The sequence below is a fragment of the Desulfosporosinus sp. HMP52 genome (assembly GCF_000765145.1).
Taxonomy (GTDB): domain Bacteria; phylum Bacillota; class Desulfitobacteriia; order Desulfitobacteriales; family Desulfitobacteriaceae; genus Desulfosporosinus.
On sequence record NZ_JMGA01000052.1, the window covers coordinates 1 to 23,380 of the forward strand.

General features: G+C 39.3%; 20 protein-coding genes and 4 pseudogenes. 2 read left to right on the forward strand and 22 right to left on the reverse strand.

Features of this window, described 5'->3' with window-relative positions; genetic code table 11:
• Nucleotides 1-513 precede the first annotated feature (513 nt).
• The 14 genes and pseudogenes from DP73_RS17655 to DP73_RS17725 all read right to left on the reverse strand — a co-directional run bounded on the left by DP73_RS17655 (nt 514) and on the right by DP73_RS17725 (nt 14,886).
• On the reverse strand, nt 514-1,242 hold the full coding sequence (locus DP73_RS17655) for a DUF6602 domain-containing protein (RefSeq protein WP_034601308.1): 729 nt from the start codon (nt 1,240-1,242) through the stop codon (nt 514-516).
• Nucleotides 1,243-1,257: 15 nt separating this feature from the next.
• Complete coding sequence (locus DP73_RS17660) at nt 1,258-2,025, reverse strand: nucleotidyltransferase domain-containing protein (RefSeq protein ID WP_052090810.1); 768 nt, start codon at nt 2,023-2,025, stop codon at nt 1,258-1,260.
• 779 nt (nt 2,026-2,804) lie between these two features.
• A complete protein-coding gene (locus tag DP73_RS23580; RefSeq protein WP_165574428.1) occupies nt 2,805-2,942 on the reverse strand; it encodes a hypothetical protein in 138 nt (45 codons plus the stop codon).
• Nucleotides 2,943-3,249: 307 nt separating this feature from the next.
• Nucleotides 3,250-4,449 carry a DUF3800 domain-containing protein gene (locus DP73_RS17675; protein WP_034601312.1) on the reverse strand — a complete coding sequence of 400 codons (1,200 nt, stop codon included), beginning with the start codon at nt 4,447-4,449 and terminating at the stop codon, nt 3,250-3,252.
• An 844-nt stretch (nt 4,450-5,293) separates the two neighbouring features.
• Nucleotides 5,294-6,547: a DNA polymerase IV gene (locus tag DP73_RS17680; RefSeq protein ID WP_034601408.1), complete on the reverse strand. Its 1,254-nt coding sequence runs from the start codon at nt 6,545-6,547 to the stop codon at nt 5,294-5,296.
• 122 nt (nt 6,548-6,669) lie between these two features.
• Nucleotides 6,670-6,948, reverse strand: a complete 279-nt coding sequence (locus tag DP73_RS17685; protein ID WP_034601313.1) for a hypothetical protein — start codon at nt 6,946-6,948, stop codon at nt 6,670-6,672.
• Nucleotides 6,935-7,453: a transposase gene (locus DP73_RS24330; RefSeq protein WP_348982457.1), complete on the reverse strand. Its 519-nt coding sequence runs from the start codon at nt 7,451-7,453 to the stop codon at nt 6,935-6,937. The genes DP73_RS17685 and DP73_RS24330 overlap by 14 nt, the downstream gene beginning before the upstream one ends.
• Before the next feature lie 131 nt (nt 7,454-7,584).
• Nucleotides 7,585-8,556, reverse strand: a pseudogene (locus DP73_RS17690) (IS66 family transposase); the annotation flags it as partial.
• 79 nt (nt 8,557-8,635) lie between these two features.
• Nucleotides 8,636-9,007 carry an IS66 family insertion sequence element accessory protein TnpB gene (gene tnpB / locus DP73_RS17695; RefSeq protein ID WP_034601315.1) on the reverse strand — a complete coding sequence of 124 codons (372 nt, stop codon included), beginning with the start codon at nt 9,005-9,007 and terminating at the stop codon, nt 8,636-8,638.
• Complete coding sequence (locus tag DP73_RS17700) at nt 9,004-9,339, reverse strand: hypothetical protein (RefSeq protein ID WP_034601316.1); 336 nt, start codon at nt 9,337-9,339, stop codon at nt 9,004-9,006. The genes tnpB and DP73_RS17700 overlap by 4 nt, the downstream gene beginning before the upstream one ends.
• A gap of 589 nt (nt 9,340-9,928) precedes the next feature.
• Nucleotides 9,929-10,798, reverse strand: coding sequence for a competence protein CoiA family protein (locus DP73_RS17705; RefSeq protein WP_034601318.1), 870 nt, complete (start codon nt 10,796-10,798; stop codon nt 9,929-9,931).
• A 686-nt stretch (nt 10,799-11,484) separates the two neighbouring features.
• Nucleotides 11,485-11,967: a mismatch-specific DNA-glycosylase gene (locus DP73_RS17715; RefSeq protein WP_034601323.1), complete on the reverse strand. Its 483-nt coding sequence runs from the start codon at nt 11,965-11,967 to the stop codon at nt 11,485-11,487.
• Nucleotides 11,968-12,442: 475 nt separating this feature from the next.
• On the reverse strand, nt 12,443-13,624 hold the full coding sequence (locus DP73_RS17720; RefSeq protein WP_034601325.1) for a competence protein CoiA family protein: 1,182 nt from the start codon (nt 13,622-13,624) through the stop codon (nt 12,443-12,445).
• 473 nt (nt 13,625-14,097) lie between these two features.
• Nucleotides 14,098-14,886: a Shedu anti-phage system protein SduA domain-containing protein gene (locus tag DP73_RS17725; protein ID WP_034601326.1), complete on the reverse strand. Its 789-nt coding sequence runs from the start codon at nt 14,884-14,886 to the stop codon at nt 14,098-14,100.
• 729 nt (nt 14,887-15,615) lie between these two features.
• On the opposite strand from DP73_RS17725, the pseudogene DP73_RS22790 reads away from it, so the two are divergent.
• Both DP73_RS22790 and DP73_RS17730 read left to right on the forward strand, forming a co-directional pair.
• Nucleotides 15,616-15,795 (forward strand): annotated as a pseudogene (locus tag DP73_RS22790) (tyrosine-type recombinase/integrase); the annotation flags it as partial.
• Nucleotides 15,788-16,954 (forward strand): annotated as a pseudogene (locus DP73_RS17730) (IS91 family transposase). The pseudogenes DP73_RS22790 and DP73_RS17730, both read left to right, overlap by 8 nt.
• A 577-nt stretch (nt 16,955-17,531) precedes the next feature.
• Here DP73_RS17730 and DP73_RS17735 read toward each other — a convergent pair.
• From DP73_RS17735 to DP73_RS17765, 8 genes and pseudogenes are all read right to left on the reverse strand, one after another.
• Complete coding sequence (locus DP73_RS17735) at nt 17,532-17,852, reverse strand: DUF5658 family protein (RefSeq protein WP_034601328.1); 321 nt, start codon at nt 17,850-17,852, stop codon at nt 17,532-17,534.
• Nucleotides 17,853-17,867: 15 nt separating this feature from the next.
• The gene (locus DP73_RS17740; protein WP_034601331.1) at nt 17,868-18,086 is read right to left on the reverse strand and encodes a hypothetical protein; all 219 of its coding nucleotides are present in this window, start codon (nt 18,084-18,086) and stop codon (nt 17,868-17,870) included.
• Nucleotides 18,087-18,106: 20 nt separating this feature from the next.
• Complete coding sequence (locus DP73_RS17745) at nt 18,107-18,436, reverse strand: nucleotide pyrophosphohydrolase (RefSeq protein ID WP_034601333.1); 330 nt, start codon at nt 18,434-18,436, stop codon at nt 18,107-18,109.
• Between the two features lie 286 nt (nt 18,437-18,722).
• Nucleotides 18,723-19,208, reverse strand: a pseudogene (locus DP73_RS17750) (recombinase family protein); the annotation flags it as partial.
• Entirely contained in the window at nt 19,205-20,536 is a 1,332-nt protein-coding gene (locus tag DP73_RS17755) for a recombinase family protein (protein ID WP_242865794.1), read from the reverse strand. The pseudogene DP73_RS17750 and the gene DP73_RS17755, both read right to left, overlap by 4 nt.
• 40 nt (nt 20,537-20,576) lie before the next feature.
• The gene (locus tag DP73_RS23585) at nt 20,577-20,732 is read right to left on the reverse strand and encodes an SHOCT domain-containing protein (RefSeq protein ID WP_165574430.1); all 156 of its coding nucleotides are present in this window, start codon (nt 20,730-20,732) and stop codon (nt 20,577-20,579) included.
• Nucleotides 20,729-21,169 (reverse strand): helix-turn-helix transcriptional regulator, encoded by a 441-nt coding sequence (locus DP73_RS17760; RefSeq protein ID WP_034601335.1) that lies wholly within the window; start codon nt 21,167-21,169, stop codon nt 20,729-20,731. The genes DP73_RS23585 and DP73_RS17760 overlap by 4 nt, the downstream gene beginning before the upstream one ends.
• 93 nt (nt 21,170-21,262) lie before the next feature.
• Nucleotides 21,263-22,981 carry a methyl-accepting chemotaxis protein gene (locus DP73_RS17765; RefSeq protein ID WP_052090813.1) on the reverse strand — a complete coding sequence of 573 codons (1,719 nt, stop codon included), beginning with the start codon at nt 22,979-22,981 and terminating at the stop codon, nt 21,263-21,265.
• Nucleotides 22,982-23,380 lie beyond the last annotated feature (399 nt).

Below are 23,380 nucleotides of genomic sequence, written 5' to 3' on the forward strand. Positions count from 1 at the left end.
ATTTTCATTGACAATCAACATAAGGATATGAGTGTATTGATATTTTTGTCTTTGTTTTTCCTCAGACGCTGCACTAAAGTCGTCGACTATAATAAAAACCCTCACTTATTTTATTATATAGCATGATAATAAAATATTGGAAAATTCGTATTATTTCATTAGGTAAATATCTATATAATTTTGACATAATAATACCCTTTCATAATTCAATGCTATCTTTTTTATCTCATCAAAGACTTCACTGTAACCCTGCAATAGGCGGCGACTCTGAGCTTTTTATTCTCGGTTTTGAAACCGCACTGAGGACATGTTGGAATAGTTTCAACTTCGAAATTTGATTTGTTTTTTTCATTTGTCTCAATCTTCAGGTGGTGTATAACCAATTTTTTATTAGACCCCTCATCTGACTTTTTCTAATTTTTTGATATGAGTTTTTTATTTTAAAAAAAGCAGTAGTTCCGCCTAATGACCCATGGGTAGATTTCATTAAGCCTATGCCATGATATCTTGTGACTAAATGGAGTCTAATGAACTGCCATAACAATCAATATCTATTGCCGGTACAGTGCCTAATTTTTGCAACTCAATCAGTAATTTTAAGAAAAAGAAAATTAATGATTCTTCCTTTGTACTTTTCTGAACTCTTGTCTTTTCATAATCCACTAAAAAAGCACCTTCTTCAAGAACACACCCCATATCCAATCTGCTTTCAGCATCTAAATTGTATATAGCTTTTTCAAAACTATCACCTAAAGGTGGTGACCAACTACTTGATAGAGTTAATAAACCGGATAGAATTCCTTTATGTTGCTTTGGCTCATAGAAACCTCCTGCATGAGGTATTATTGCAGAAGTTCTAATTAAAGATCGGACGCTTTTTGTTTTTTCACCTGCATATTCAACGTATTCTTTATTGATTTCTTGCTTAACTTCAAATATTGCGTAAATACTTTCAGCTGGAATGTAAAAGGCATTATCTTGATTAAATACAAAGGGTGAGTATTGCTGATCGTAAATTACAACATCAATTTGGTCACTGGTATTTCCTTCACAGTCAATTATTAGAGCTTTATCTACGCAATATCTCTTTGGCAAATATGTTTTTAACCACTCTACCCAATTCAATTCAGAAGAATCTCCTTTTATTCCAGGATGACTAATGTGTTGTCTATTTGTTGATAATTTAGTAATCATCTGAGACTGTAAGGAGTAAAAAAGACTTTTAATGTCTACTTTGCCCATGAGTCCACCAACCCTCTACCAAATAATGTCTTCCCAATGTTTTTGATTTCTACTTTCCTTAGCCTTCTTGGCAATTATTTCCTTCTCGTATTTATATAAGTCATCCGATATTTCATTATTTGTGTTAGCAGGATCGAATACCTTTTTTTCAACAATACTAGAAACTAGGAAATCCAAGACAGTTAAAAAATTTTTTGAGGGCTGATTCTTATTTTTATTGGTCAGTGCATCTATGACAATTAGTTCTAAGTAAATTGAAGGGAAGTCCAAATTATGTAACTTCCTCCACACTTTCATTAATACAATTTCTTCAAGTCTCCCTGAATCCTTTACTAACTTAATATGTTTATTTATGTTTGTTTGTGTCCAAGTATTTTTTTTGCTTCTATATAAGCTATGATCATTAGTATTTCCAGTATGTTTCTTTCCAGGAACCAAATCAATACTATGGGTCTTGTAATTTATTCCGATTGAAACATTTTGTTTTCTGCAATCAATGCCTTTGCTTTTTACATAATCATAAAGAGAATCATAGATCTCTTTTAAAGTGTTGTCTGTTTTAGATTTTAATGAAATAAACAGATCTATATCTGAAGAAATATTTATAGCGGTTCCTTTTGCTCTTGAACCAGAAATCTTTATTTCATTTAAACAATCACCCGCCCATTCTTTGATCGTTTCAATTAGAGGATTAAGAACTAATAACTGTGTGTATAAGCCGATATCTCCAACCACTTTATACTTTGAAATAATGTTTCTAACGTATTCATCTGGAGACAACATAACCACCTCTTTAGATCTAATTTAATACAGAAGTTTAGACACTGAAAATCTTACCTATGGTACCATAGCGTTGGACGAAAATATGTTCCACTTTTACACTTCAACCAAGTTGAATTGTCTTATCCAGTACGCTTATACCACTTATCAAAAAGCTTTACTTGTAAAAACAACTATATTACAGATTAACAGCGAAACGTGGCGAAAAATGGATTATAGACAAAAAATACCCCTATACGGTCATAAGTATAGGGGAAAAACTAGTTTTCTAATAGAAATTGCATGGATATCAAGAAAATGTTTATAAGTTTAGTCCACCCAGCACATTACTCAAACTTAACCAGCTCCTCCAAAGTCAATGTAACCCTTCCCCATCTGGGAATGATCGGGCGACATTCCAGGATATCGTACTTGGGGTCTTTATCGTCTTATAAAGTTTAGTTCCTTCTTCCAGCCTTTGGGTGATTCGGAAAGGACACCGATTGTTTCTTTGATTTCTAATTTGATATTGGCAATTTCAACTTCCTCCCGCGGCGATATAGGTATCCATAAGATTGCATTTTGGCCTCATACTCTTTATGATCGATCGTATCAGAATATCTAAGCTTGACTGAAGCTCTGAGCTCTTGATAAAATTTAAGTTCCTTTTTGTATAAGGTGATATCCTTTTCACCAAGAGCATTATAGACATGCTCTAATTCCAGGGCGATGCCCATATATTTACCGAACTTACTGAGTACGTTATAGAAGTCATTGCGGATGCTCTCATAATGTGGGGCCCATTATGTTAACTCTTGCAGGCTATCTTCAATCGTCGTACCTACGCAGGCTTCTTTTCCGTCTTTAATATAGTTACTACACTGCCAGACGATATTTCGGCAGGCGTGTTTACTGTTCCAGGTTCTCCGACTTTGCTGCATAAAGCATTCCTGATAAGGGGGAGGAGGTTTAGATATTTTAAAAATACCTTTCACTTCATAGAAGCTATCCATCTCTTCCTTTATTTTTCTTCTTCAGTTTGCTGATATGATTCTGGGTAAAGGTTTTTTGGAGTTTAACCCATCGCCTTTATACTTTTCGTTTCTAAGAATATCTAAGATGCTCGATTCATTCCACTGTGCACCAGTGACTGTTGGGATGCCCTCAGCCACTTTTAGCCTAACAATTATATGGATAATGGGACTTGTAATTGATATATGTGATTATGTACTTTTAAACGGCCCAAAACTACTCATCAAAATATTTTTTGTATTTGACAAAAGCATCGTTTTCCAGGATATCCAACTGCCTATCTGTTTGTTGGAATATTAGTTTTCTACAAATCTCAACCCTATGAAGCATTGGTGAAACGAGAGAATTTGTTTGGTTAAGGTAAGTAGTAATATCATCAATAGAAGTAGGGATTTTATACCCCTGTGCGCAACTTGCTATGATAACCCCCGCATCTCTAAGTTGGGCAATTATTCTACGGTATAAAAAATCCTTTCTTATACGGCTATTCGCGTATTCTGTAAGTATAGATATTATCTGAGATGAAGAAACAAACTTTTCTGCACTTACATTGTATACTTGAAAGAGAAGATATTTCAAAAATGCTACTTGCATCCTTTTTTCATAGTCCTGATTGCAATCGTTCTTGGCTATGAAGTTATTTGAACATCTGATAGACAAATCAAAAATATCTTTACTAAATTTATCAAGATATGGATTACTGATTGCAAAATATGGTGTTGTGTTGTTAGGGAAATTCTCAATGCGAATGATTTTCCCCTTAAGCATTTCGAGATAATTTGGCGCAGCCGAATCGGTGTAACATTTACTTATTGTTCCACCGATTATATCAGCCAATTGCACTAAAACACTATCTTTACTATCACTATAATCAAAATCATATTCATATTCATCAAATAGATTACTCTGTGGTCTGTTATTCTGCACATATTTTTTAAATCCAGCTTGAAATTCTGAGGTTCCAGTCTGATCTTCAACTATTTTTAACTTTGGATATACATGATACAGGACATTATACAGAAGCTGATGAAGAAACTTAACAAAGGACTTTTTATATGAAGTTAGCGGAGAATCAGCAATAAACGCCTGCTTATTAGCGACCAATACAATTATTCTAAATTCTAATGGCAAGAGGTCAGCAATAATTTTACTGCGACGTTTATAGTCTTTACCTATGTTATTGGATTTCATCTCTCCTTTTCCAAAATTGTTACTACGTACTTTTTCTACTGCTTGCTGCAAGTCATCAAGCTTATTGTCTTGCACACAGACAGCACAAATAATGTAGTACTTTGAAGTACCAGGTGTGGTAAAATCAAAGCCAAAGCCTCCACACTCATCAATAAAAGCTGTCCTAGACGGTTGAGAACCAATATCTTTTAGTTTATCCAAGTTTCCAAATGAGTACTGATTCATTTTATTCCCGCACCTCTCTAAATCATTAAGTGCTCAGATTGACCATGGCTACTCATATTTAGCTTTCCATTTTAGCTTAATGGCTTATCCTATAACCAAACTTATACTATTTTTCCGTTGGCATAGCCTCTTTGATAATATATCTTAGTAAAGATAAATCCTCATTCTATCACCATTAGCTATCTTGGCCTACCATTTACCCCAAGTGTCCCATTTTTAAAACGCATTCTGTAAATGTAATTTTCATTTCTTATTCAATTCCACATCTTTCCTGTTCATTCCTTCCAAATTCAACAAATTTTTATAACAAAACCTACAGCTTGTGGTTAGCTGTAGGCTATTTCTTTTTCTAAAATTTCTCTCTATATTATAATGCTCTAAAACTCTCTCAAGTAGCGCCCTTACCTCTTGTTCTGACATATCTTTAAATATGACGTGCTCCCTTGCACTCTTTATTTATTTATAACCTAAAGGAGCTTCATGTCTCTAACGATAAATATATCCATAATAGTTATCCTCCAAATAAGTTAACGCATATTACCTATTTGGTAAATCCTTCGCTTTTCTCTGGAATCCTTTGAAAATACATAAGAGCCTCATTGCTTACAAAAGGTCAATTTCATTCCTTTATGAACAAAGTTAACTCGACGACAATGAACCTGCTCAAGGCAGGTTCATTGTTTTATAGGTTAGTTTTATTGTTCAGGAAAATCAACCGCGTAACCGAAGTAACGGTACCCCTGGGTGGCTGTAAGTTACGTAGTTAATTCACTTAGGATTCAACACCTACATAATTGCTTTTCCATACTTCCGGACTGGCTACGCAACCCCACCCCACCCACACCTATAGCAAACTAGACATCATCGGATACTCTTCATCGTCGATTGTTCCACCACTGCTGAATCGAACTCCGCTGTTTATAAAGGAGGATCTGAACACGGAGCCGTTTCCGAACCTTGCGCGTATGGAATCTACAGCTTTGTCTACCGCACTTTCTTTAGCGTAGTCCTTCTCAAAGAGAGTTAATTGTTTGTAGCTATTTTGGCAGAACTCGGATACGCGAACCCCTAAGTGTCGAACTGGTTGTCCTTTCCAGAGTTCGTCGAAGAGTTCACATGCGATCTCATGGATCGCGTTTGTACAGTCTATCGCTGAGTAGATCTTTCTTTGGTGGGAGCAATTGTAGAATTCGTTGGTTCTTAGAGAGACAGATACAAGTCTGGCATAGTAACCTGCTTGCCTTAGTCTAGCGGCTACTGTCTCTGTTAGTGATAACAGTACCAAATGTGCAGTTTTCCTATCCTCCACGTCAAAAGGGATTGTCGTGGAGTTACCTATGCCTTTTATTAGTGGTCTGCGATTTTCTCGGACTGGGTTGCCTTCAATTCCGTTGGCGTAGTTCCATACTAATATGCCGTGGCTTTTTAGGAAGAGCTTTATAAGCTTTGGGTCGTAATGGGCTAGGTCACCGATTGTCTTGATACCCCTGCTACGAAGTTTTTTTGCAGTCGCTCGTCCTACCATAAATAATTCTTCAATTGGGAGCACCCACATTTTGGTTGGGATCTCGTCTGGAAAGATGGTGTGGACTTTGTCTGGTTTCTTCAGTTCGGATGCCATTTTAGCTAGGATTTTGTTCGTGCTTACCCCAATATTTACGGTAAAGCCTAGCTCATTCTTTATATGGTCTTTAATAGTATACGCTGCTTCTACAGGGTCTTTAAATATCCGTCCCATATTCGAAAAGTCCATGAAATACTCATCTATGGAGTACTGCTCAATTAATGGAGAGTATTCTCTCAGGATGTCACCGAATGCTTTAGAGCATTGCATGTATAGGCCGTAGTTAGGTGGTACTATTATTAACTTGGGGCACTTGGCTTTGGCACTGAAGACACTTTCCCCGGTCTGGATGTCAAACTTTTTGGCTGGGATCGATTTTGTTAGGACTATGCCGTGGCGCGTTTCAGGGTTACCGCCTATGACTGCAGGTACAGTTCTTAAATCAAGAGGGTCGCCGTGTTGTAGGCGATGTACTGCTTCCCAAGAGAGATATGCACTATTCACATCTATGTGGAAAATGATACGTTGGCTCATTTCTTTCTTCACTACCTTATGTGAAATGTTTGTTTTCATTTTAACAAAACATATGTTCGTAAGCGGTGGAACACATACCGTATGGGATAAAAATAGCCCCACTGTTTGAAGTGGAGCTGTTTTTAATAAAATCCTTCTCGGGCAATTTTTTTGATGTAGTTATACTGTTTCCGTATCAGCTTTTTGAATTCCCCATCGGATAGCTCATTATACATGACTATTCCTTCTTCATAAAGACACTCATAAATCAGTTCACAGTAATCATCATCCTCACGATGCGCTTTTTTGTATCGCTGATCAAGCTCGTGGGGAAAATCCAGGTAGTAGGTCATGCTGTCAATCTTCCCGTCTAGATACTCCTTAGTCATGTTCATTAAGAAATCAATGTTAGGCAGTTTCATCTCTTAGGTCATCCTTCTCTTTAACTTCCGTTTTTGCATTTTTCATCCGACATTCAAGCTGCACCTTCTCGGACCATGGCAGATATTCATCCAATATCGTATGATCCAATGTAAACTCCAGATTCGGTAACCGGCGGAAAATATACTCCAAATATTTATAGGGATCCAGATTATTGGCGCTTGCCGTTCCTACGATGCTGAATATGATGGCGGAAGCTTTGGCCCCTGCCACTGAATCCGAAAACAGGGAGTTCTTCCTCGTTATAGCTACAGGTTTGACAGCTATCTCCGACAAATTATTGGATAAGGGGATTCTTCCATCCAACAAGAAGTTAGTGAAGTATTTCTTGTGATTCAAGGTATAATTCAAAGCTTTTCTCAGATTCTCCTGCTGGGTCCTTGTCGTTTCCGCCCACGCGAAAAAGGCCTCCAACACAGGGACGCTGTAAATAAGCCGGTGCTTTTTCCTCTCCGCCGGGGATAATTCCTTCCACTTGCGTTCCAACCGGAAAAGTTTATCACAGTAAGCTCGTCCGATCGCCCCGCCGGAACCAGGGATCTCTTTCTTCCAGAATCTAAGGGGATGGCTTCCAGATAATAACGCCGCAAGTGACTATAGCAGAGGCACCGTGTGATGCCTTCCACCTTTTCATAGCCCGCGTAAGCGTCGCTGACATGAAAACCGCTAAATCCTGCGAGAAATTCCTTGGCATGGTCTCCCGAGCGGGTTCGCGTGTATTCGTAGAGAATAATGGGCGGACCCTCGCAACTGCCACTCCGGTGGATCCAGATATACGATTTGCTTGAAGCCTTTTTCCCTGGCTCGCGGTTGACCTGCCATGTCGTCTCATCACTCATGATGATGCCGCATTTCAGCAATTGTTCGTGCATTCGGTCATACAGCGGTCTCAGCCAATCTTCAGCGCATCGTATGGCCCAGTTGGCCATGGTATCTCTTTTCAGTGCTGCACCCATCCTTTTAAAATCCCGTTCCTGCCGGTATAAAGGTACCGAAAGTACATATTTTTGGTACAGAATCCAAGCCGCGCTGGACGGGGAGGCTATAGAGTGCGTCAGTACAGGCGCCGGCACCGGCGCGCTGTATATCGCATCGTAGGGATTCTCGTCGTTCTTCCCGCAATCCACACATTTATAAACAAGTTGGACATAGTCTTTCATAACCAGCTTTGCTGGGATATATTCCATCTCAGAACGCACTTTTTTCTTCCCAATGACGTTTAGTTGACTGCCACAGATCCCACATGCAGATTCATCAGGATTTAGAACACATTCCACGGTTTCTCTGGAAAGCCCTAGCGTGAGTTTCTCACGATCGCCTTTTTTTCGTACAGGTCGTTTGTGTTCCTTGATTGGAATGACGGGTGCATAAGGTAAAGGAATGTTATCTGCGTCTTCCTCGCCGAACAGGGATGCCTGTCCTGCTATTGACGGCGTTTTCTCACTGGATGCTCCGAAACGCTGCTTTGCTGCATGCAAAACGGCCTGCGTGAGAGCTTCGACATTGTGTTCTAACCTGTGAATTTTCTCATGCAGTTTTTGGTTTTCCATTTTAAGTTGTTCTATACGCAGATCTTTTTCGTCGTGCATGGCCGCTTTCTTCCTAATTAAAATTTCTTACGTCCATTATACCAAAAAAGCTCCATTTTCTCAGCATTTTAGAGCATTTTCAGTAAATAATGCCCGTCGTGTCAACCATGTCTTGGTGCGCTTTTTTCTGGTCAACCTGCAATCCTTCCAAGAGCCACGCCAGTTGCCGTTTGGTAATGTCCCTTACTTCGCCCTGATTCTTCGGCCATTGGAATTTCATTTCGTCGGAGAGCGCTTTGGTAACCAGGATAAAGCCGTTGCCGTCCCAGCGTAAAGCTCGCAAGGCATTGTGACGTTTATTGCAGAACAGGAAGACGTTTGTTCCCGCATGGGGATCCAGTTTAAATTTCAAGGCCACCAAGGAGGCTAGGCCATTTTGCTGTTTGCGAAAATCGGTGGCTCCCAGGGCTAAGTAAATATGGTCCGCCTCATCCGCGATATGCTGCATCATAATTCCTGCAGGACCTTCATTAGTCCCGCCAATGCGGCTGGATTGAAATTACTAGGAACGGTTACCTGGATGCTTTTGAAAGAGATCTGGAAGTCGGAAGATAAAACCGAATTCTGACTGGCTGTATCGACAGGTGAAAGGATGGGGGTAATCTCGGCGAAGGTCGGTTCTTCACCTGCTTTTAGTTTTTCGCGTACCCGCTTATTCCAATAATTGTACCGGTACTTGCTTATGCCATTCTTTTCACACCATTCACCGATCGTCATGCCATTTTGGACTCTTTCTTTTATTCGCTGTTCCCAGAGCTGCAGAGTTTCAGCTGTGAATTTCAATCTAAAAACCTCCCATCTGATCACTTGTCCTTAGTGTATCAAATGGGAGGTTGGGCTACACGACGGTGTTTGTTCCACCGCTTACCATATGTTCGGTGCAAAGAAATTACAGTCTCCAAATTATGTTAGAATTCTTGCGAGAGTCCAGACCTCTAAGGCATTAACTTTCCTAAAAATAAGAAAAACTACGGTTTACCTGTTAGGGGGTTAATTTATTACCCACTAGTTTTGGCAAAGTGTCGTATTTTATATTAGGTTAAAACCTTCTTGTTTGTATGCTTATTTACGAGGGTACGGTATGGTGTAGTTTATATTTCTTTACCAGTTGTAGCCTCTCTATGGTTACCCTATTACTCAATCTATAGTTCCACTTCTTGCAATCGGTTTTATTATTCGGTAATCGCGGCAATTTGGTATGGACTTGCTATTGTCTGGTCATTTGCTGGTTTTTCAATTACCAAAAGTGTTACCACTCTGCTTAATATCAGTATTTGAAAATCTCACATAATACCCCAATCCAGAGCAAGTAACATACTGGCTTGTCTAGTGCGAGATAAAAAATAGATGAAGGTTCTACATATCGAGAACTTCATCTATATGTTTCTTCGATTTTTATTGGGTAACAACACCATTCAACTTTCCCATCATACATTAATTGACTGGAACAGTGGGCGCAACTCTTATTGATTTGACCGTCTTTCTTACATTTGTTTTTTGAAATTGGGTCACCATTTTTGAAGCGATAGTTGACCTGAGTTGAATTAGAGTAGTAGTATTTAAATCTATCGTGAGCTTTCTTGTTAAAGATCCAACTCTTATATGAAGAACCATCTATAATAATACTCTTTAATTCATCTGGTGTTATCGAATAGTCTATTGCGCTTAAGTTGATTTTCATTGCGGATATGTTGATCTTCCGAAGTTTTTCCCTTTTTACTATATCTACCCCATTTGTTACAACAATCTCAATAATCAATTGTCTATTATGTGAGGTAAGTATTAAATCGGGGATTATATATGTTAAATCATCAAGATATAAGCGTTTTTCGGACTCAACACTATCTACCGAAATCTTGATGGGTTCTGATATGATTCTACTATCTAAGCCAACGTAAAAGTTTTGGAGGTTAAGCTCATCAAGCCTATGATTAAACTCTTCTTCTAGCTTTGAAAATAGACCATCTCTTAATGATAAAGTAGGTAAAGTAAGCTCTTTGGATTCAAGTAGGATTTTCTTGGCAGCAAGGTGGAGTGCAGTTTCAGCCCCTCCATTACATTCAGAGCAGTTATAATGCGAAAAATGATCCGCTCTGTAGTTACCTTTTTTAGCTACTAATGCTCCACCACAAGATGGACAAACGCATCCGCAATCTAATCCACTTTTCACTGTAGAAATATGTACTAAGGATTTTGATAGTTTGTCTATCGCATACGATATGAGCTTTCTATTATCATTCAATATGATTCAGCTCCTGCTATGTTACTTGTCTATAAGTATAACAGCCTTAGTCCATATTTAACGATATTTTCTGCAATGTTCTAAGTTTCCTCTACTACGATACCTCGTGCTACTTCTAAACGATCCCCATAGTACTGATTCTTCTAGTCAGGTTACATCGCACTTAATTCACAGTTCCAAATGTAGAAAGCATTTGTTAGTACCTGACTGTAATTTTTAACCAGTTTAATTTATTTTCCGTATACTTTTGAAGGTTCCTGAAATGAGTACCGCCCTTTATCAAAAAGATAAAGTGGCAATGCTTCATACCCTGTGTCTTCATGGACTTTAACCTTAACCACTCAGCTATGGGATCACTAGGGAAAACGACGGGTTTGCTTACACCTGGATAATTTGCTTCAAACTTAATTTCAATTGCAACTTCAGAACCTAGTACAATGTCAATCTTCTTATGTTTTTTATCATCCAAGTAGATGGTTGGGTAGCTCAAATGTTTATCTAAGTCAGCTTGGCACTCACTTAATTCTTTTAGGCAAAGCGAGAATAAGTACCCTGGATATCTGCTTCGGTTCAAGGGGCGTACCTTACTGTTTCGTAGTCTTGAAGGAATTGTGTGATTGCTTTGTTCACTAAGTGATTATAGCTAATCATAATACACTCCCATAGGTTAAGTCGCTAGAATCAAATTAACGAATGCTCTTTGCAAGCTCGAACCAATAATTTATGTTCCAAAATCTATTTGCGCTTCCGGATGTCGAAGGGGCTACAAAAATCTTTGTTCGTCCAATAACTTCATTCTGAAACCCATAGATAATGTCCTTTCTTCTAAAATACTCCTGAGCTGCTTTCTTACCATTAAAACATAGAACTTTTGGCGAATAATGAATGATCCTCTGGGTCAAACCATCACAATCAAAATCAGAAGAGTTTAATACATTATCAACACCATGTTTTGATTTTACCAAATCCGTTATACCTAAACCGTATTCAAAAAGCAATTTATACTCGTGCGGATTGATTTTTAATGGAGTCAATTCGATTTGGTTTAGTACCGTCCAAAACTTGTTTCCGGGATTGGCGTAATATGCGTTATTAGCTGCTGATTTGTTCCCAACAGCTGTACCACAAAATACAATTTTCAAATCATTTTTCATTACGTCAGGGAGCATATAAAACTCCTATTTTTTTCATATTTTGGACATATCCGGACTCCAATTATGGTACATCCGAACAGCATTTATCGGCATTGGGCTAACAAATATTTTCTTTACGGTGAAGAATTATCCAAATCCACTACATGTCTAAATTATTCTCCAAGAATCTATAATTTCCTCTCACATAGAATATAAGATTAAGAAAGACGCCTATTTCAGCGTCAAGAATAATTTATGCTCTACTCTAACTCTAGAAACTTACCTACCCAAGCACATCCCTTAACAGCTACAGTGCCTCTTTTCCAAGCAGCGTAACGCCCTAATCTGGGAATGGGCGGGGAGACTTATTTGATAGGCATGGCAATTATTCAAAGTGGTGTTTCTTTGATGGCTATACTAGCTTAATCGAATCTTCAAGCTATAAATATTGGATATGTAGCTTTGTATGTGAGATTCATAATATGAATTCTTGAGTTTATTGCAAAAGCGATTAATGCTCAAATTTTCTATTTTTTCTGCTGCAATTATAACAAACACCAAGGTTAACATGATTAATCCCCCCGTAGGAACCAAACTTATCCTCGGTTTCGACATCACCGCAGATTTCACACTTGATCCATCGTCTTCCAAGAGAATCGCGTATTTGTATTTCCTGTTGAACCATGCGAGGAAGAACTTCTTGCCTAAGTTGTTCATAGGTAATGTCCATCGTTACAACGGTTGAAGAGGCTTGCTTTTTTTGAACATCCGCAATGGAAACCGGCGGTGCAATAAGCGACTGATGTGATTTATTTCTTCGTAGCCGCTCTTGCTTCTCCCTAAACAATTCGCTTTTCTCTTTTGCTTGACGATGGATTTCCTCCAAGCGTTTCCGGTTTTCTTCTTCAAGCAGTTTTATCTTTTTATTGAAAGCAGCACGCTTCTTAGCAACCCATTCTTGATATCTTTCATGATATCCTGCAAATGACAACTCATTATCTTCAAAGGTTAAATCGCTTAATGTTGCATATTCCGTGTATGTATCCGGATAGTTATCTGATGAGAAAATTCGCCCATTGTATTCATACTTATTTGGATCGGCTTTATATTGTGCCACTTCAGTGCCGTCCCAGTTTACAACTAATAAATCCTTATTTATTGATTCGTTGAGAAGATAACGCTTCAGGAAGAAGGTCTGGTTCTCTCGTACCGGTGTGTCTGTATTACCGAGCACAATCCACTTAACAGGGATGCCTACTTTGCGATATTCATCTGTCAATGAATCAATTCGGTTAGCCGAAAGCCGCTGTGTTCCAATTTCCACAGCAATTTTACTTCCCTCTGCCATATCAAAAAGAAGATGCGTATAGTGATGAACTAGGATTTTAACTTCGGGGCATACGTTATAGCCTTTATTCTTGAAACTTTCATAAATGTTTCGTCTGACTGTACGCATGATCAGTGTGTTCTCTTTATCAAAGACAGCATAATCGCATTGCTCATTGTTGAGATGAGCAAAGAAAGCACCTTTTATCTCACCGTGACAATAGCGGAGGATCGGATGTTGGCATTCAGGATCAGGACAGTGCAGTTCTTTTCGACTACTGGCTTTGCGGATTTCTTTTTCCAACAGATAGCCCTTTGCAATGTCAGTAGCAATCACCAACTGTCCGTTCCACAGTGCGTTTTCCATAGCCAACCTCCTAATTACTTAAATCGCGAGATCGCCCTCTCGATTGAATCTTTCAACTCATTCCACGATTTTTCGGTTCCTTCTTTAATATCTTCCCAGTCAATTTCGCTGGTTTCTTTGAGCTGTTCATATTTGGCATAAAATCATCACTTTTTCTTTCAAGGTTATCCATTTGATTAAGGTACTCTAGTTTCAAATCTGCTTTAACAAAGTGATCTCAGCTTTCATCAGATTCAATCAAGCATTATATTTTGCAATATATTGACCTCAATCATTTTTATATAAACTTGCGATTTTCTATTTCAAAACCCCTGTTATTTTGTTTGTACCAAAACTAATATGACAAACTAAAAGCCCACCCATAAAATCACCCAACCCGCCACAGCACTTCGTTACCATGCCCGGTATGCCCTCCTGTTATCTGGGAATGATCCTGGCGCCAAATATCATTACTTATTACAACGAGATGGTCATTAATAACCATTAGCAATCGCAAGTATGTTATCGACTAATCTGTCGTAAGATACTATTTTAAAATTTTGCATTTCACAAATTAATTGACTCCTTAGATCTGCCGCGGTCTGATCCATTAGATCTCGTCTACTTACAACCAAACAATAATAAATCCGACTTGTTGGTATTTTTATTCCCTTCGCTTCCAATCCCATGCTTCGAATAAAGTACTCACGATTATCGTCAAGCCAGCGTTTCCAGTCTCTAATCTGAGTAATTCCCTTTCTTACACTTTCACTCTCAGAGTTTTGAGTTTGCATCATAAATGGTACATTGGCTTTTTCAAACTCTACAAGAACAATACTGAAACCGTCAGAACTACGCCCCAACAAACAATAATCTGATACATACTCAGCTCCAAAAGATAATTCAGGGAATAAAAATGCTCCGTGATGAGCAAAGTTGTATTCCTTATAAAGTGATGCAGGTATAAACCATTTTCTATTAGTTTTAATGTAACTTTGGATTTCGTTCTCATTCTTGGCACTGTAAATCACTTTTTTAAATTCTCTTGATTCCTTTTCCAAATCTAATATTTTCATCGGTTCTAAATGATATAAATAATTATTGGGAAAAAGTGAATGGAAATGCCATAAAAACCTTCTGACCTCTTCATTAGGGTTTGATCTTTCAGGAGCATCTGCTGTACATTTAATCCCTTTTTTGGCATGGTACTCTTTGTATGCTTCAGCGGCTTTTAATTCATCCTGATTTAGTATTTTTGTATAATCTCTCTCATATAAATTCATCTTAGTTCACCTCATATGTCCCAAACTTAAGCAGATTCCACGTATGAAAATGCTGCCATTTATCATTATTGGCTGCGAAGCTAAACTAACCTCATCTATCCTTCTCCATGTTTCCTTAATATTCCTTCTGTAATTGCAAATTTCAGAATAGGACAAAAGCCGGAACACAAGAATAAGGTTCCGACTTTTTCATCTCATTACTTCCGTGATACCCTTACCGATTTTAGGATGGTCCGACGACCATTCCCGGATGTCGTAATATGCAACCAACCCCCTTAGCTAGTGCCTCAAAGGATGCTTCGGTAAACCTGGTACATATCAGTGTGGTGGCCAGACAGGTCTCAACATTCATTAGCCCTTAGCTTTTATTTAGTAACAGCGAGTTTACAACGGTTCATTTCCTTGTACCCTCTAGGATTATTTTTCGTGGTAATATCTCCAGCAGATAAGTTACGAGCAAGTCCCGAATAATGTTTACAGACGCCTAAACCTGAGAAGGTAGTTACTTCACCTTCTGGCTAGACGCAGTACTTACATAACCCCAGGCAACATTACCTTTACCTCTCTACCAAAGAGGCAATGCTTTTTCCTCTTCTCATGGCATGACTATATGTGTTTGCGCAAGTCAAGGGAGTTTGTCCAAGAGCTGATGCAACCATTGTAATGGGATAACCCTGATCAATAAGAATCGATGCTACACCATGCCTCTTATGGAGAGCTCCCCATAAACGACATAGTTTCGCGACTCACCTGCTGGAATCCGGAACAAGCATTTACCGCATCAAGCAACTACTCGGTCACTCAAATATCAACACGACCTGCGTTTACTTACATTTGGTTAAGATTGAATCTTTGAACGTAACAAGTCCCCTTGATCAGATGGTTGAATCGGACAAAGACAATGGCTGAGGTCCAAGATATCTTCATAAAATACGGCAAAAACTATCGTACTGACCATAAGCTCACTATCGCACAACATAAGGCGATGTCTGCCATTCAAAAATGTAGAACGTCAGAGTTAGGTGGCCATAAGGAGGTTTGTGACAGTTGTGGGCATACCCGTATTTCCTATAATTCATGCCGCAACAGGCACTGCCCTAAATGCCAAGCTCTGGCCAAAGAGCGTTGGATTGAAAACCAGAAAAGCAATCTGCTCGACATCGGATACTTCCATGTGGTATTTACCATCCCGGATACTCTCAATTCAATGGTCTACCAAAATCAAAAAGCAGTGTATACCCTTATGTTTAAGACCGTTGCTGAAACTCTTGCCGATTTAGCTTCTGACAAAAAATATCTCGGTGCAAAGATTGGCTTTACATCAGTTCTCCATACTTGGGGACAAAATCTCATGCACCACCCGCATATTCACTGCATTGTACCCGGCGGCGGATTATCCTCCATTGGAAAATGGGTAAACAGCAGAAAGAAATTCTTCATTCCAGTTAAAGTTCTCTCCCGGAAGTTCAGAGGCAAATTCCTGTATTACCTTAAACAGCTCTACTACCAAAACAAGCTTGAATTCCACGGAAGTCAAAAATATCTTTTCGACGATAAAGAATTCGAAAAGTTGCTCACCTCTCTCTATGGTAAAGAGTGGATTGTCTACTGCAAACCACCGTTTAAAAATGCTGCATGTGTTGTTGAATACTTGGGGCGATATACTCACCGAGTGGCTATATCCAACAAGCGCATCGTTAGCATGGAAAAGGATACAGTTTCCTTCAAATGGCGGGACTACAAAGACGACAGTAAGCATAAGGTGATGACTCTTTCCTCAGAGGAGTTTATCCGAAGATTTCTTATCCACATCTTGCCGAGTCGCTTTATGAAAATTAGGCACTACGGCTTACTTGGTAATCGTAACAAGACAACCAAACTTAAGATTTGCAAACAACTTACCCATACCCCTTTATAAATTGGAGAGAAAGCTACAACCCTCCAACTCATCCAGAAGCTTACAGGATTAGATTTATCTAAATGCCCTAATTGCGGATCAGATAAACCCAAACGGTTTATGAGCTTGGGTAAATCTCCCCCAATCGCTGTCCAAACTGCATGTACTTAATAAAAAATGCCCGGTTATGGGGAGGGGGAAACTATATCTGTTTTAGCATAATTAACGCTACTTCGATACAATTCCTTCTGAGTTTTACATAAATGTCATATGAATTAGACGGAGATTAGAAATTCAATCCCCATAGCATTTTCCTTAACCGTCGCGGTTTCGTGCATTGTAATTATCCAAAGTTAGGTAACAGCTTCACCAAATGAACCACCTTCTATTTACTCAAGCTCAGATTCGGAGTTTGAGCTTTTTTACCCCTAACTTCGGATAATCTGCTAGACAAAATGGCTACAAGCCATCTCCCATCATCCGTGTATGAAATGGCTTTTTTCACTCTGATCTAGAATTCAACTAATTCCCTATATATTCCTGCCAGATAGTTCTATTATCAGAAAATAATTAACATAACGACAAAACGTGTGAGGGCATAGTTTTATAGCCCAATAATCTAATGAGCTATAAAGGTTGCCTTCATTTATTGATTTGAAGTTAAGTAACATGGCAATATGTCTTTGCAATATAATTAATAAAGGGAGCTCCTTTTCACTTCATTTGGTGAGAAAGAGCTCCTTTTCGTTCAAAAGATATTATCATCCAATAACCATGAAGCATCATCACAACAGAGTAAACAACCAAAACAAGCCACAACGAGCAAGAAACACAACTGACGAGATCTATCCCGTATCTCCCAAAGCACAAAACCTAACATTACTGGCAGCGACAACTTGACGATCATAAATGCTATTGTATTTTCTTCAATTAGCCATCGCATCACAGGATTCACTTCTTCAATTGCGCCTTGTCCTAGTCCCCAAAGTGTTAGAGTGGCATCCAGTAGACTTAGGATTAAGAATACTATAAAACTGATGATGATTGCTTTATCTCTTGATCTCAACATATTCCTCTCCATCTTTCATTCATCGTCACTACTTCGAACAAACCGACAAAGGTTAGCATCCCACTTCCATCCAGTTAGATCTTCGGAATTGCTGCTTAGCAGTGTCGTTAATACGTCATGCTCAGATTCGAGTAAAGCTGTCTCGAACCACTCTTCATAGGTAATATTGAGCGATTTACAGACTGCATCAAGCCTTGCCTTCACTTTTTCGTCTGCAGGGAAAGTGATAAACATTCAATGCCACCTACTTATATCTAGAGTTCGTTGTATTTTTTATTAGATCCATATGCTTTTTCAACAGGATACTTTTCTCCGTTCTTTTTCATCTTTTCGATAATGGCTTGTTGAGGATTAATGTTTAATTCATTTGACAGCAACAAGGCATAAATTAATACATCTGCTAATTCATCTTGAATTCTATCGAAATTAGCGGTTACGCTCTCATCACTAGTTTTCCATTGAAAGTTTTCTAATAACTCACTGGCCTCTATACTCAATGATATGGCTAGATCCTTTGGATTGTGGAACTGCCCCCAATTTCGAGAATCTCTAAACTCAACAACCTTCTGAATTAACTCATCCATTACTTGTCACCCATGTACCCCGCCCCGTATCATATTTGCATAAAATTGTACCCCCACGGGTCTAAAATATGTTGATTTCTATCGTTCACGAAAACATATTATGCTGATACTTTATAACGTTTCCTCAAACTTTTTAACGAAAGCTAGCAATCGTTCCAGAGTAGGGTGCATCCCTAACGAAGAAGATGCAAGAAACACCAAAAGCACCGTCCTAAACGGTGCTCAACTTACCCTAAACAGCCGAAAAGCCCAGCAATGCTGGGCTTCGTATGTTCATTAATTGTATCAAAGATTGAGTACTTATTTGAGCCAAACTTGACATTATAGTAATAAGCAGTTCACCCTTACTATCCAGGGTATAGATGTTTTCTTTTTCGAAAAAGACCTCAACTCCTTTTTCCTTGAGCTGTCGAACAGTGGTCAAGGTATCCACTGTATTGCGAGCAAAACGAGAAACTGACTTAGTAATAATCATATCGATTTTGCCGTTTAAGGCATCGGAAATCATCCGATTAAAGCCGCCCCGCCTCTTGGTGTTGGTGGCCGAAATACCCTCATCCGTGTACACATCAATAAACTCCCAGTTCTCTTTTTCTTGAATATAGCGGGTGTAATAATCAACTTGGGCTTCATAGCTTGAGAGCTGTTCTTCGGTATCCGTCGAAACTCGGGCATAAGCTGCAACTCGTTTCTTGGCTGCCACCCCAACCTGTAGCGGAGAAAAAAGGGCGGTTGTTGCCGGAATAACTGTAACTGCTCTTGCTGCTCTCATTTACTTTCCCCCCGTCTTTGAATTTCTCGCTCTCGAGCTTTCTGTTTTAAATCCTCGCTCCACCGTTCACCACGTGGGCGATCTTGCCAAACGCGTTTGATATGCTGTCCGTCATTATAAACAAAAACCAGAGTGTTAAACTCTGGAACAATGATTTCTCTTATAACCTTTTTGAAAACCGTCTCATCAAACTCCGAAAGCCCTATAACCTCGGATGTTATTGCAAAGAGTGTTTCTTCTGGGATTTGCTTGGTGTGGCAGATAGCTTTATCTTCTTTAAGAAAAGTTGCACAATTCCATAACACTTTCCCGTGATTAATCTTGCGTTTGTAGTTCTTGCCACAGTGCGGGCAACGGATCAACCCCGAAAATGAGTACCGCTGAGTCGTGGAAGTTTTTGTAGCTGCGTCTATCTTGTTGCGCTCATAGATAACTTGCGCCTGCCGAAAGATTTCTTCATTAATAATGGCTTCATGGGTATCCTCGGCGAAATACTTGGGAAGCTGACCACGATTTAAGGTAAGAACTTTCGTCAGATGATTTGTTACATATTTCTTTTGCAGGAGTGCGTTTCCTGTGTACTTCTCGTTCCGAATCATATCAATGATCCGTCTGACCGACCATTGACCGCCAAACCTTGTGGGGATACCCTCGCTTTGAAGCCTGCGGGCAATGGATACCGTGCTTTCGCCGTTTATGTAGTCGCTGAAAACCAAACGTACAACCTCCGCTTCCTTCGGCTCGATTTCCATTCTGCCATCCACACTACGGTATCCGAACATAAATCGCCAATTAACAATTTCCCCCTCCTCAAATTGCTTTCGTATCCGCCATTTGCAGTTTTCGCTGACCGAGCGACTTTCCTCCTGAGCAAAAGAAGCGAGGATGGTAAGCATCAGCTCGCCATCCCCGCTAAGAGAATGAATATTCTCCTTTTCAAAAAACACGTCCACATTGATCCCTTTCAATTCTCTGATCACTTCGAGCATTGTCACAGTGTTTCGAGCAAACCGCGATATGGATTTCGTAATAACCATATCAATAAGACCTGCCCGGCAATCTGCGAGAAGTTTTTGGAATTGTTCTCGGTCGTCTTTGGTTCCGGTCGATGCTTCATCGGCATAGACGCCAACATATTGCCAGTCCCGACGCTTCTGAATATAGTCGCTGTAGTAGCTAACCTGAGCTGAGAGCGAATGGATCATGGCATCTTTGCCGCTGGATACTCTGGCGTAGGCCGCCACACGTTTTTTCTTTGGCACAATTGGTTTTGTTGGCGGCACTTTCTTGATGATTCGTTCCATTAAAAACCCTCCTTTCAGTATCACATGTTAGCTCTACTACCTATGTATAGCAAGTTATACTGTGCTAGACAACCACTAATAATGGGCGGTATTTTTCAAGCATCATTCTATCGATTCTTTTATAGTCTTGTTCAGTAATTAATCCTTTTTGAAGCATAGTTTTAGCAATAGACAGCATTACACGATAAGATTTCTCACGGTCGAATTGTTCCGTCGTCATCTGACATTCCTCGCTTCCAGCACTACCTGTTTCTTGAACCGATCATTAATATAACAAGCATGCGAGCAGTATTTCCGGTTCTTATTTCCATAGCTGTCAAACGGCTTTCTGCATCCCGCACATTCTAGATGGTAGATTGATTTTTTACAGACCTGGTCCATATGACTTTTCCACCAAGTTGTTCGACATTCATCAGAGCAGAATTTTCGCAGTTTTATACCTGGTCGCTGCTGGATAGACTTGCCGCAATTTTTACAGAAATCAAGAGACTCCTTCTCGACATCCTCTTTCCTAGTAGTAGGTATACTGCTGAGCTTATTTCTCTGGCAATAAGATTTTATGGTATTTTCTGAGATACCAAGGCAATCTGCAATTTTCGAGTAGCTTTTTCCCTCACTACGCATACGTTGTACGTGTTCCTTTTGAAACAAGGTCATAATGCTCACTCCTTTGCAAAAAAGTGAGACCCGCAGATGTTACTCTGCAGGTCCCACAGTCAGATCAGTTCGGTTTTTTTGGTATTCCAATATTTATACCTTAAATTTACCAACAGTATTTTTCAACTCTTCCGCTATCTGTGCCATACTTTGACTTGATGCTGCAATTTCCTCTATTGCAGCTGATTGTTCCTGGGTAGATGCCGATACAGTTTCCATTTGAACTGAAGTCTCTTTGCTGACTTGAGATATTCCCTCCATAGAAACTACAATATTGCGGCTAGACTCTGCCATCTGTTGAATTCCTATAGAAACCTCTTGAATCTGGACTGTTACCTTACTAACAAGATTGGTGATATCTTCAAATGCATCATTGGCGGTGTTGACCACCTCGATACCGTTCCGCACATTAGCTACGCCGTTATTCATTGAGGATACAGCGTTATTAATATTTGTATGATTCAGTGCTATAAGATCCGTTATTTGCTTGGCCGCTACTTGAGATTGTTCAGAAAGCTTTCGCACTTCTTCAGCAACAACCGCAAAACCACGTCCTTGCTCTCCGGCCCTAGCTGCTTCTATAGCCGCATTAAGGGCAAGCAGGTTGGTCTGAGCGGCTATGCCTGATATAATATTTACTATGTCTGTAATTTGGTTAGAACTTTCCGCAAGTTTGGTAATTGCCTCTTGAGTCTGACCGGTTGCTTGTCTAATATTATTCATTTGGACAATTGTATTTCCTACAGCTTTCAGTCCTTTTTCCGTGGCACTTGCTGTCGCGTCTGCCAAAGCTGCCACACTGTCAGCGTTGCTTGCAGATTCTTGAATAGCAGCGGAGATTTGCTCTACCGCAGCAGATGCCTCGTCAACGGAACTAACCTGTTCTTCCGCCCCTTGGGACACGCTACTTACAACCCCAGCAACCTGATTTGTAGCCAAAGCGGTTTGTTCAGAGCTTATTGTCAACTGTTGGGATGATATAGCTACTAGCTTTGACCCTTCCATTACTTGGATCATGATGTTTCTAAGATTCGATAAGAACTTGTTAGTGGCTCGGGCCAGATCACCTATTTCGTTCTTCGTATCAATTGGTATAACTTGAGTCAAATCGCCGCCGTTCTCTGCCAAACTTTTAACTTCATTAGTAATCTTTTTTAGTGGTCTAGTGATTGATAAAGCGGTTAGAATACTGATCAATATGCCCAGGAAAATCCCACCAAAAATAGCTACCAGCATCATGATATATGTATTTCTAGAGATACTTTCGTTGCTTATAGCTAGATTATCAGCATCAATAACTTTTTTTGCTTCCATTTTATCGATTAATTCCATTTCTTTATTGGCAGAGGTCCGCATGTCTCCATTGAGGTATGCAAAGGCTTCAATATCCTTATTTGCTTTAGCTAACCCTATTAAAGCAGTCAAGTGGTCCCCATATTCAACACGAGCCTCTTTAAATTCATTAAACATCTGCCTCATTTCATCAGAAACAATTTCCTTTTCATATTGATCCGCCAAAGCTCCTATTTCTTTACGATATTGATTGATCAAGTCCTCATTCTTCTTAATCTCTTCAGGTGTTGTAGCAAGTATGATATCCCTCGTGTTGACACGGACCCTTTGAAATTTGGTCGATATCTCACCCATTTCATTAAGAGGCACCAGCATTTTTCCGTACATCTTATCACTTTGCTGGGATACTTTTTCAATACTCGTAATGCCAAAAAAGCCGACAGCAGCTAAGATGATTAGAACAATAAGAAAACCTCCTATGAGATTTGTAAGGATTTTTAAGTTATTGAACCAGCGCATTGTTATTCCTCCCCATGCTTTCAGGTATTGGGTTCTATTCTACTTATATTCCATAACCGAAGTGCTAAAAGAAGTATGAGCCTCTCGTTAATTTTACCAATGGACTATCATAAAGCTAGCTTGGCAAATCATATATATAGGTGGTTCAATTCTTTCATTGAATCCCATCCATTATTACATCCTTTCGTATTTATCTTTGATCATTTTACAAAAGAAAATATCCAATGCCTCTTTGACTTATTATTTTCTTTATATTAAATCGACGTTATAATTAGTTCGACATTATTCTCTTAATTCCTCCATGATAGCTTTATTTTACCGTAGCAGTTGAAGTGATCGGAAAGTTATTTGGATCACTAAACTCCCATTTTTCATAGTAACCCCTCTACAAATACGAAA

Excerpts from the sequence above, each read along its gene's own strand:
- tnpB (WP_034601315.1), bottom strand. The coding sequence starts at position 9,007 with ATGATGCAGCATATCGCGGATGAGGCGGACCATATTTACTTAGCCCTG.
- DP73_RS17745 (WP_034601333.1), bottom strand. The coding sequence starts at position 18,436 with ATGGATGAGTTAATTCAGAAGGTTGTTGAGTTTAGAGATTCTCGAAAT.
- DP73_RS23585 (WP_165574430.1), bottom strand. The coding sequence starts at position 20,732 with ATGACGACGGAACAATTCGACCGTGAGAAATCTTATCGTGTAATGCTG.
- DP73_RS17740 (WP_034601331.1), bottom strand. The coding sequence starts at position 18,086 with ATGTTTATCACTTTCCCTGCAGACGAAAAAGTGAAGGCAAGGCTTGAT.
- DP73_RS17675 (WP_034601312.1), bottom strand. The coding sequence starts at position 4,449 with ATGAATCAGTACTCATTTGGAAACTTGGATAAACTAAAAGATATTGGT.
- DP73_RS17735 (WP_034601328.1), bottom strand. The coding sequence starts at position 17,852 with ATGTTGAGATCAAGAGATAAAGCAATCATCATCAGTTTTATAGTATTC.
- DP73_RS17685 (WP_034601313.1), bottom strand. The coding sequence starts at position 6,948 with ATGAAACTGCCTAACATTGATTTCTTAATGAACATGACTAAGGAGTAT.
- DP73_RS17655 (WP_034601308.1), bottom strand. The coding sequence starts at position 1,242 with ATGGGCAAAGTAGACATTAAAAGTCTTTTTTACTCCTTACAGTCTCAG.
- DP73_RS23580 (WP_165574428.1), bottom strand. The coding sequence starts at position 2,942 with ATGCAGCAAAGTCGGAGAACCTGGAACAGTAAACACGCCTGCCGAAAT.
- DP73_RS17720 (WP_034601325.1), bottom strand. The coding sequence starts at position 13,624 with ATGGAAAACGCACTGTGGAACGGACAGTTGGTGATTGCTACTGACATT.
- DP73_RS17680 (WP_034601408.1), bottom strand. The coding sequence starts at position 6,547 with ATGAGCCAACGTATCATTTTCCACATAGATGTGAATAGTGCATATCTC.
- DP73_RS17765 (WP_052090813.1), bottom strand. The coding sequence starts at position 22,981 with ATGCGCTGGTTCAATAACTTAAAAATCCTTACAAATCTCATAGGAGGT.
- DP73_RS17660 (WP_052090810.1), bottom strand. The coding sequence starts at position 2,025 with ATGTTGTCTCCAGATGAATACGTTAGAAACATTATTTCAAAGTATAAA.
- DP73_RS17725 (WP_034601326.1), bottom strand. The coding sequence starts at position 14,886 with ATGAATTTATATGAGAGAGATTATACAAAAATACTAAATCAGGATGAA.
- DP73_RS17760 (WP_034601335.1), bottom strand. The coding sequence starts at position 21,169 with ATGACCTTGTTTCAAAAGGAACACGTACAACGTATGCGTAGTGAGGGA.
- DP73_RS17715 (WP_034601323.1), bottom strand. The coding sequence starts at position 11,967 with ATGCTCCCTGACGTAATGAAAAATGATTTGAAAATTGTATTTTGTGGT.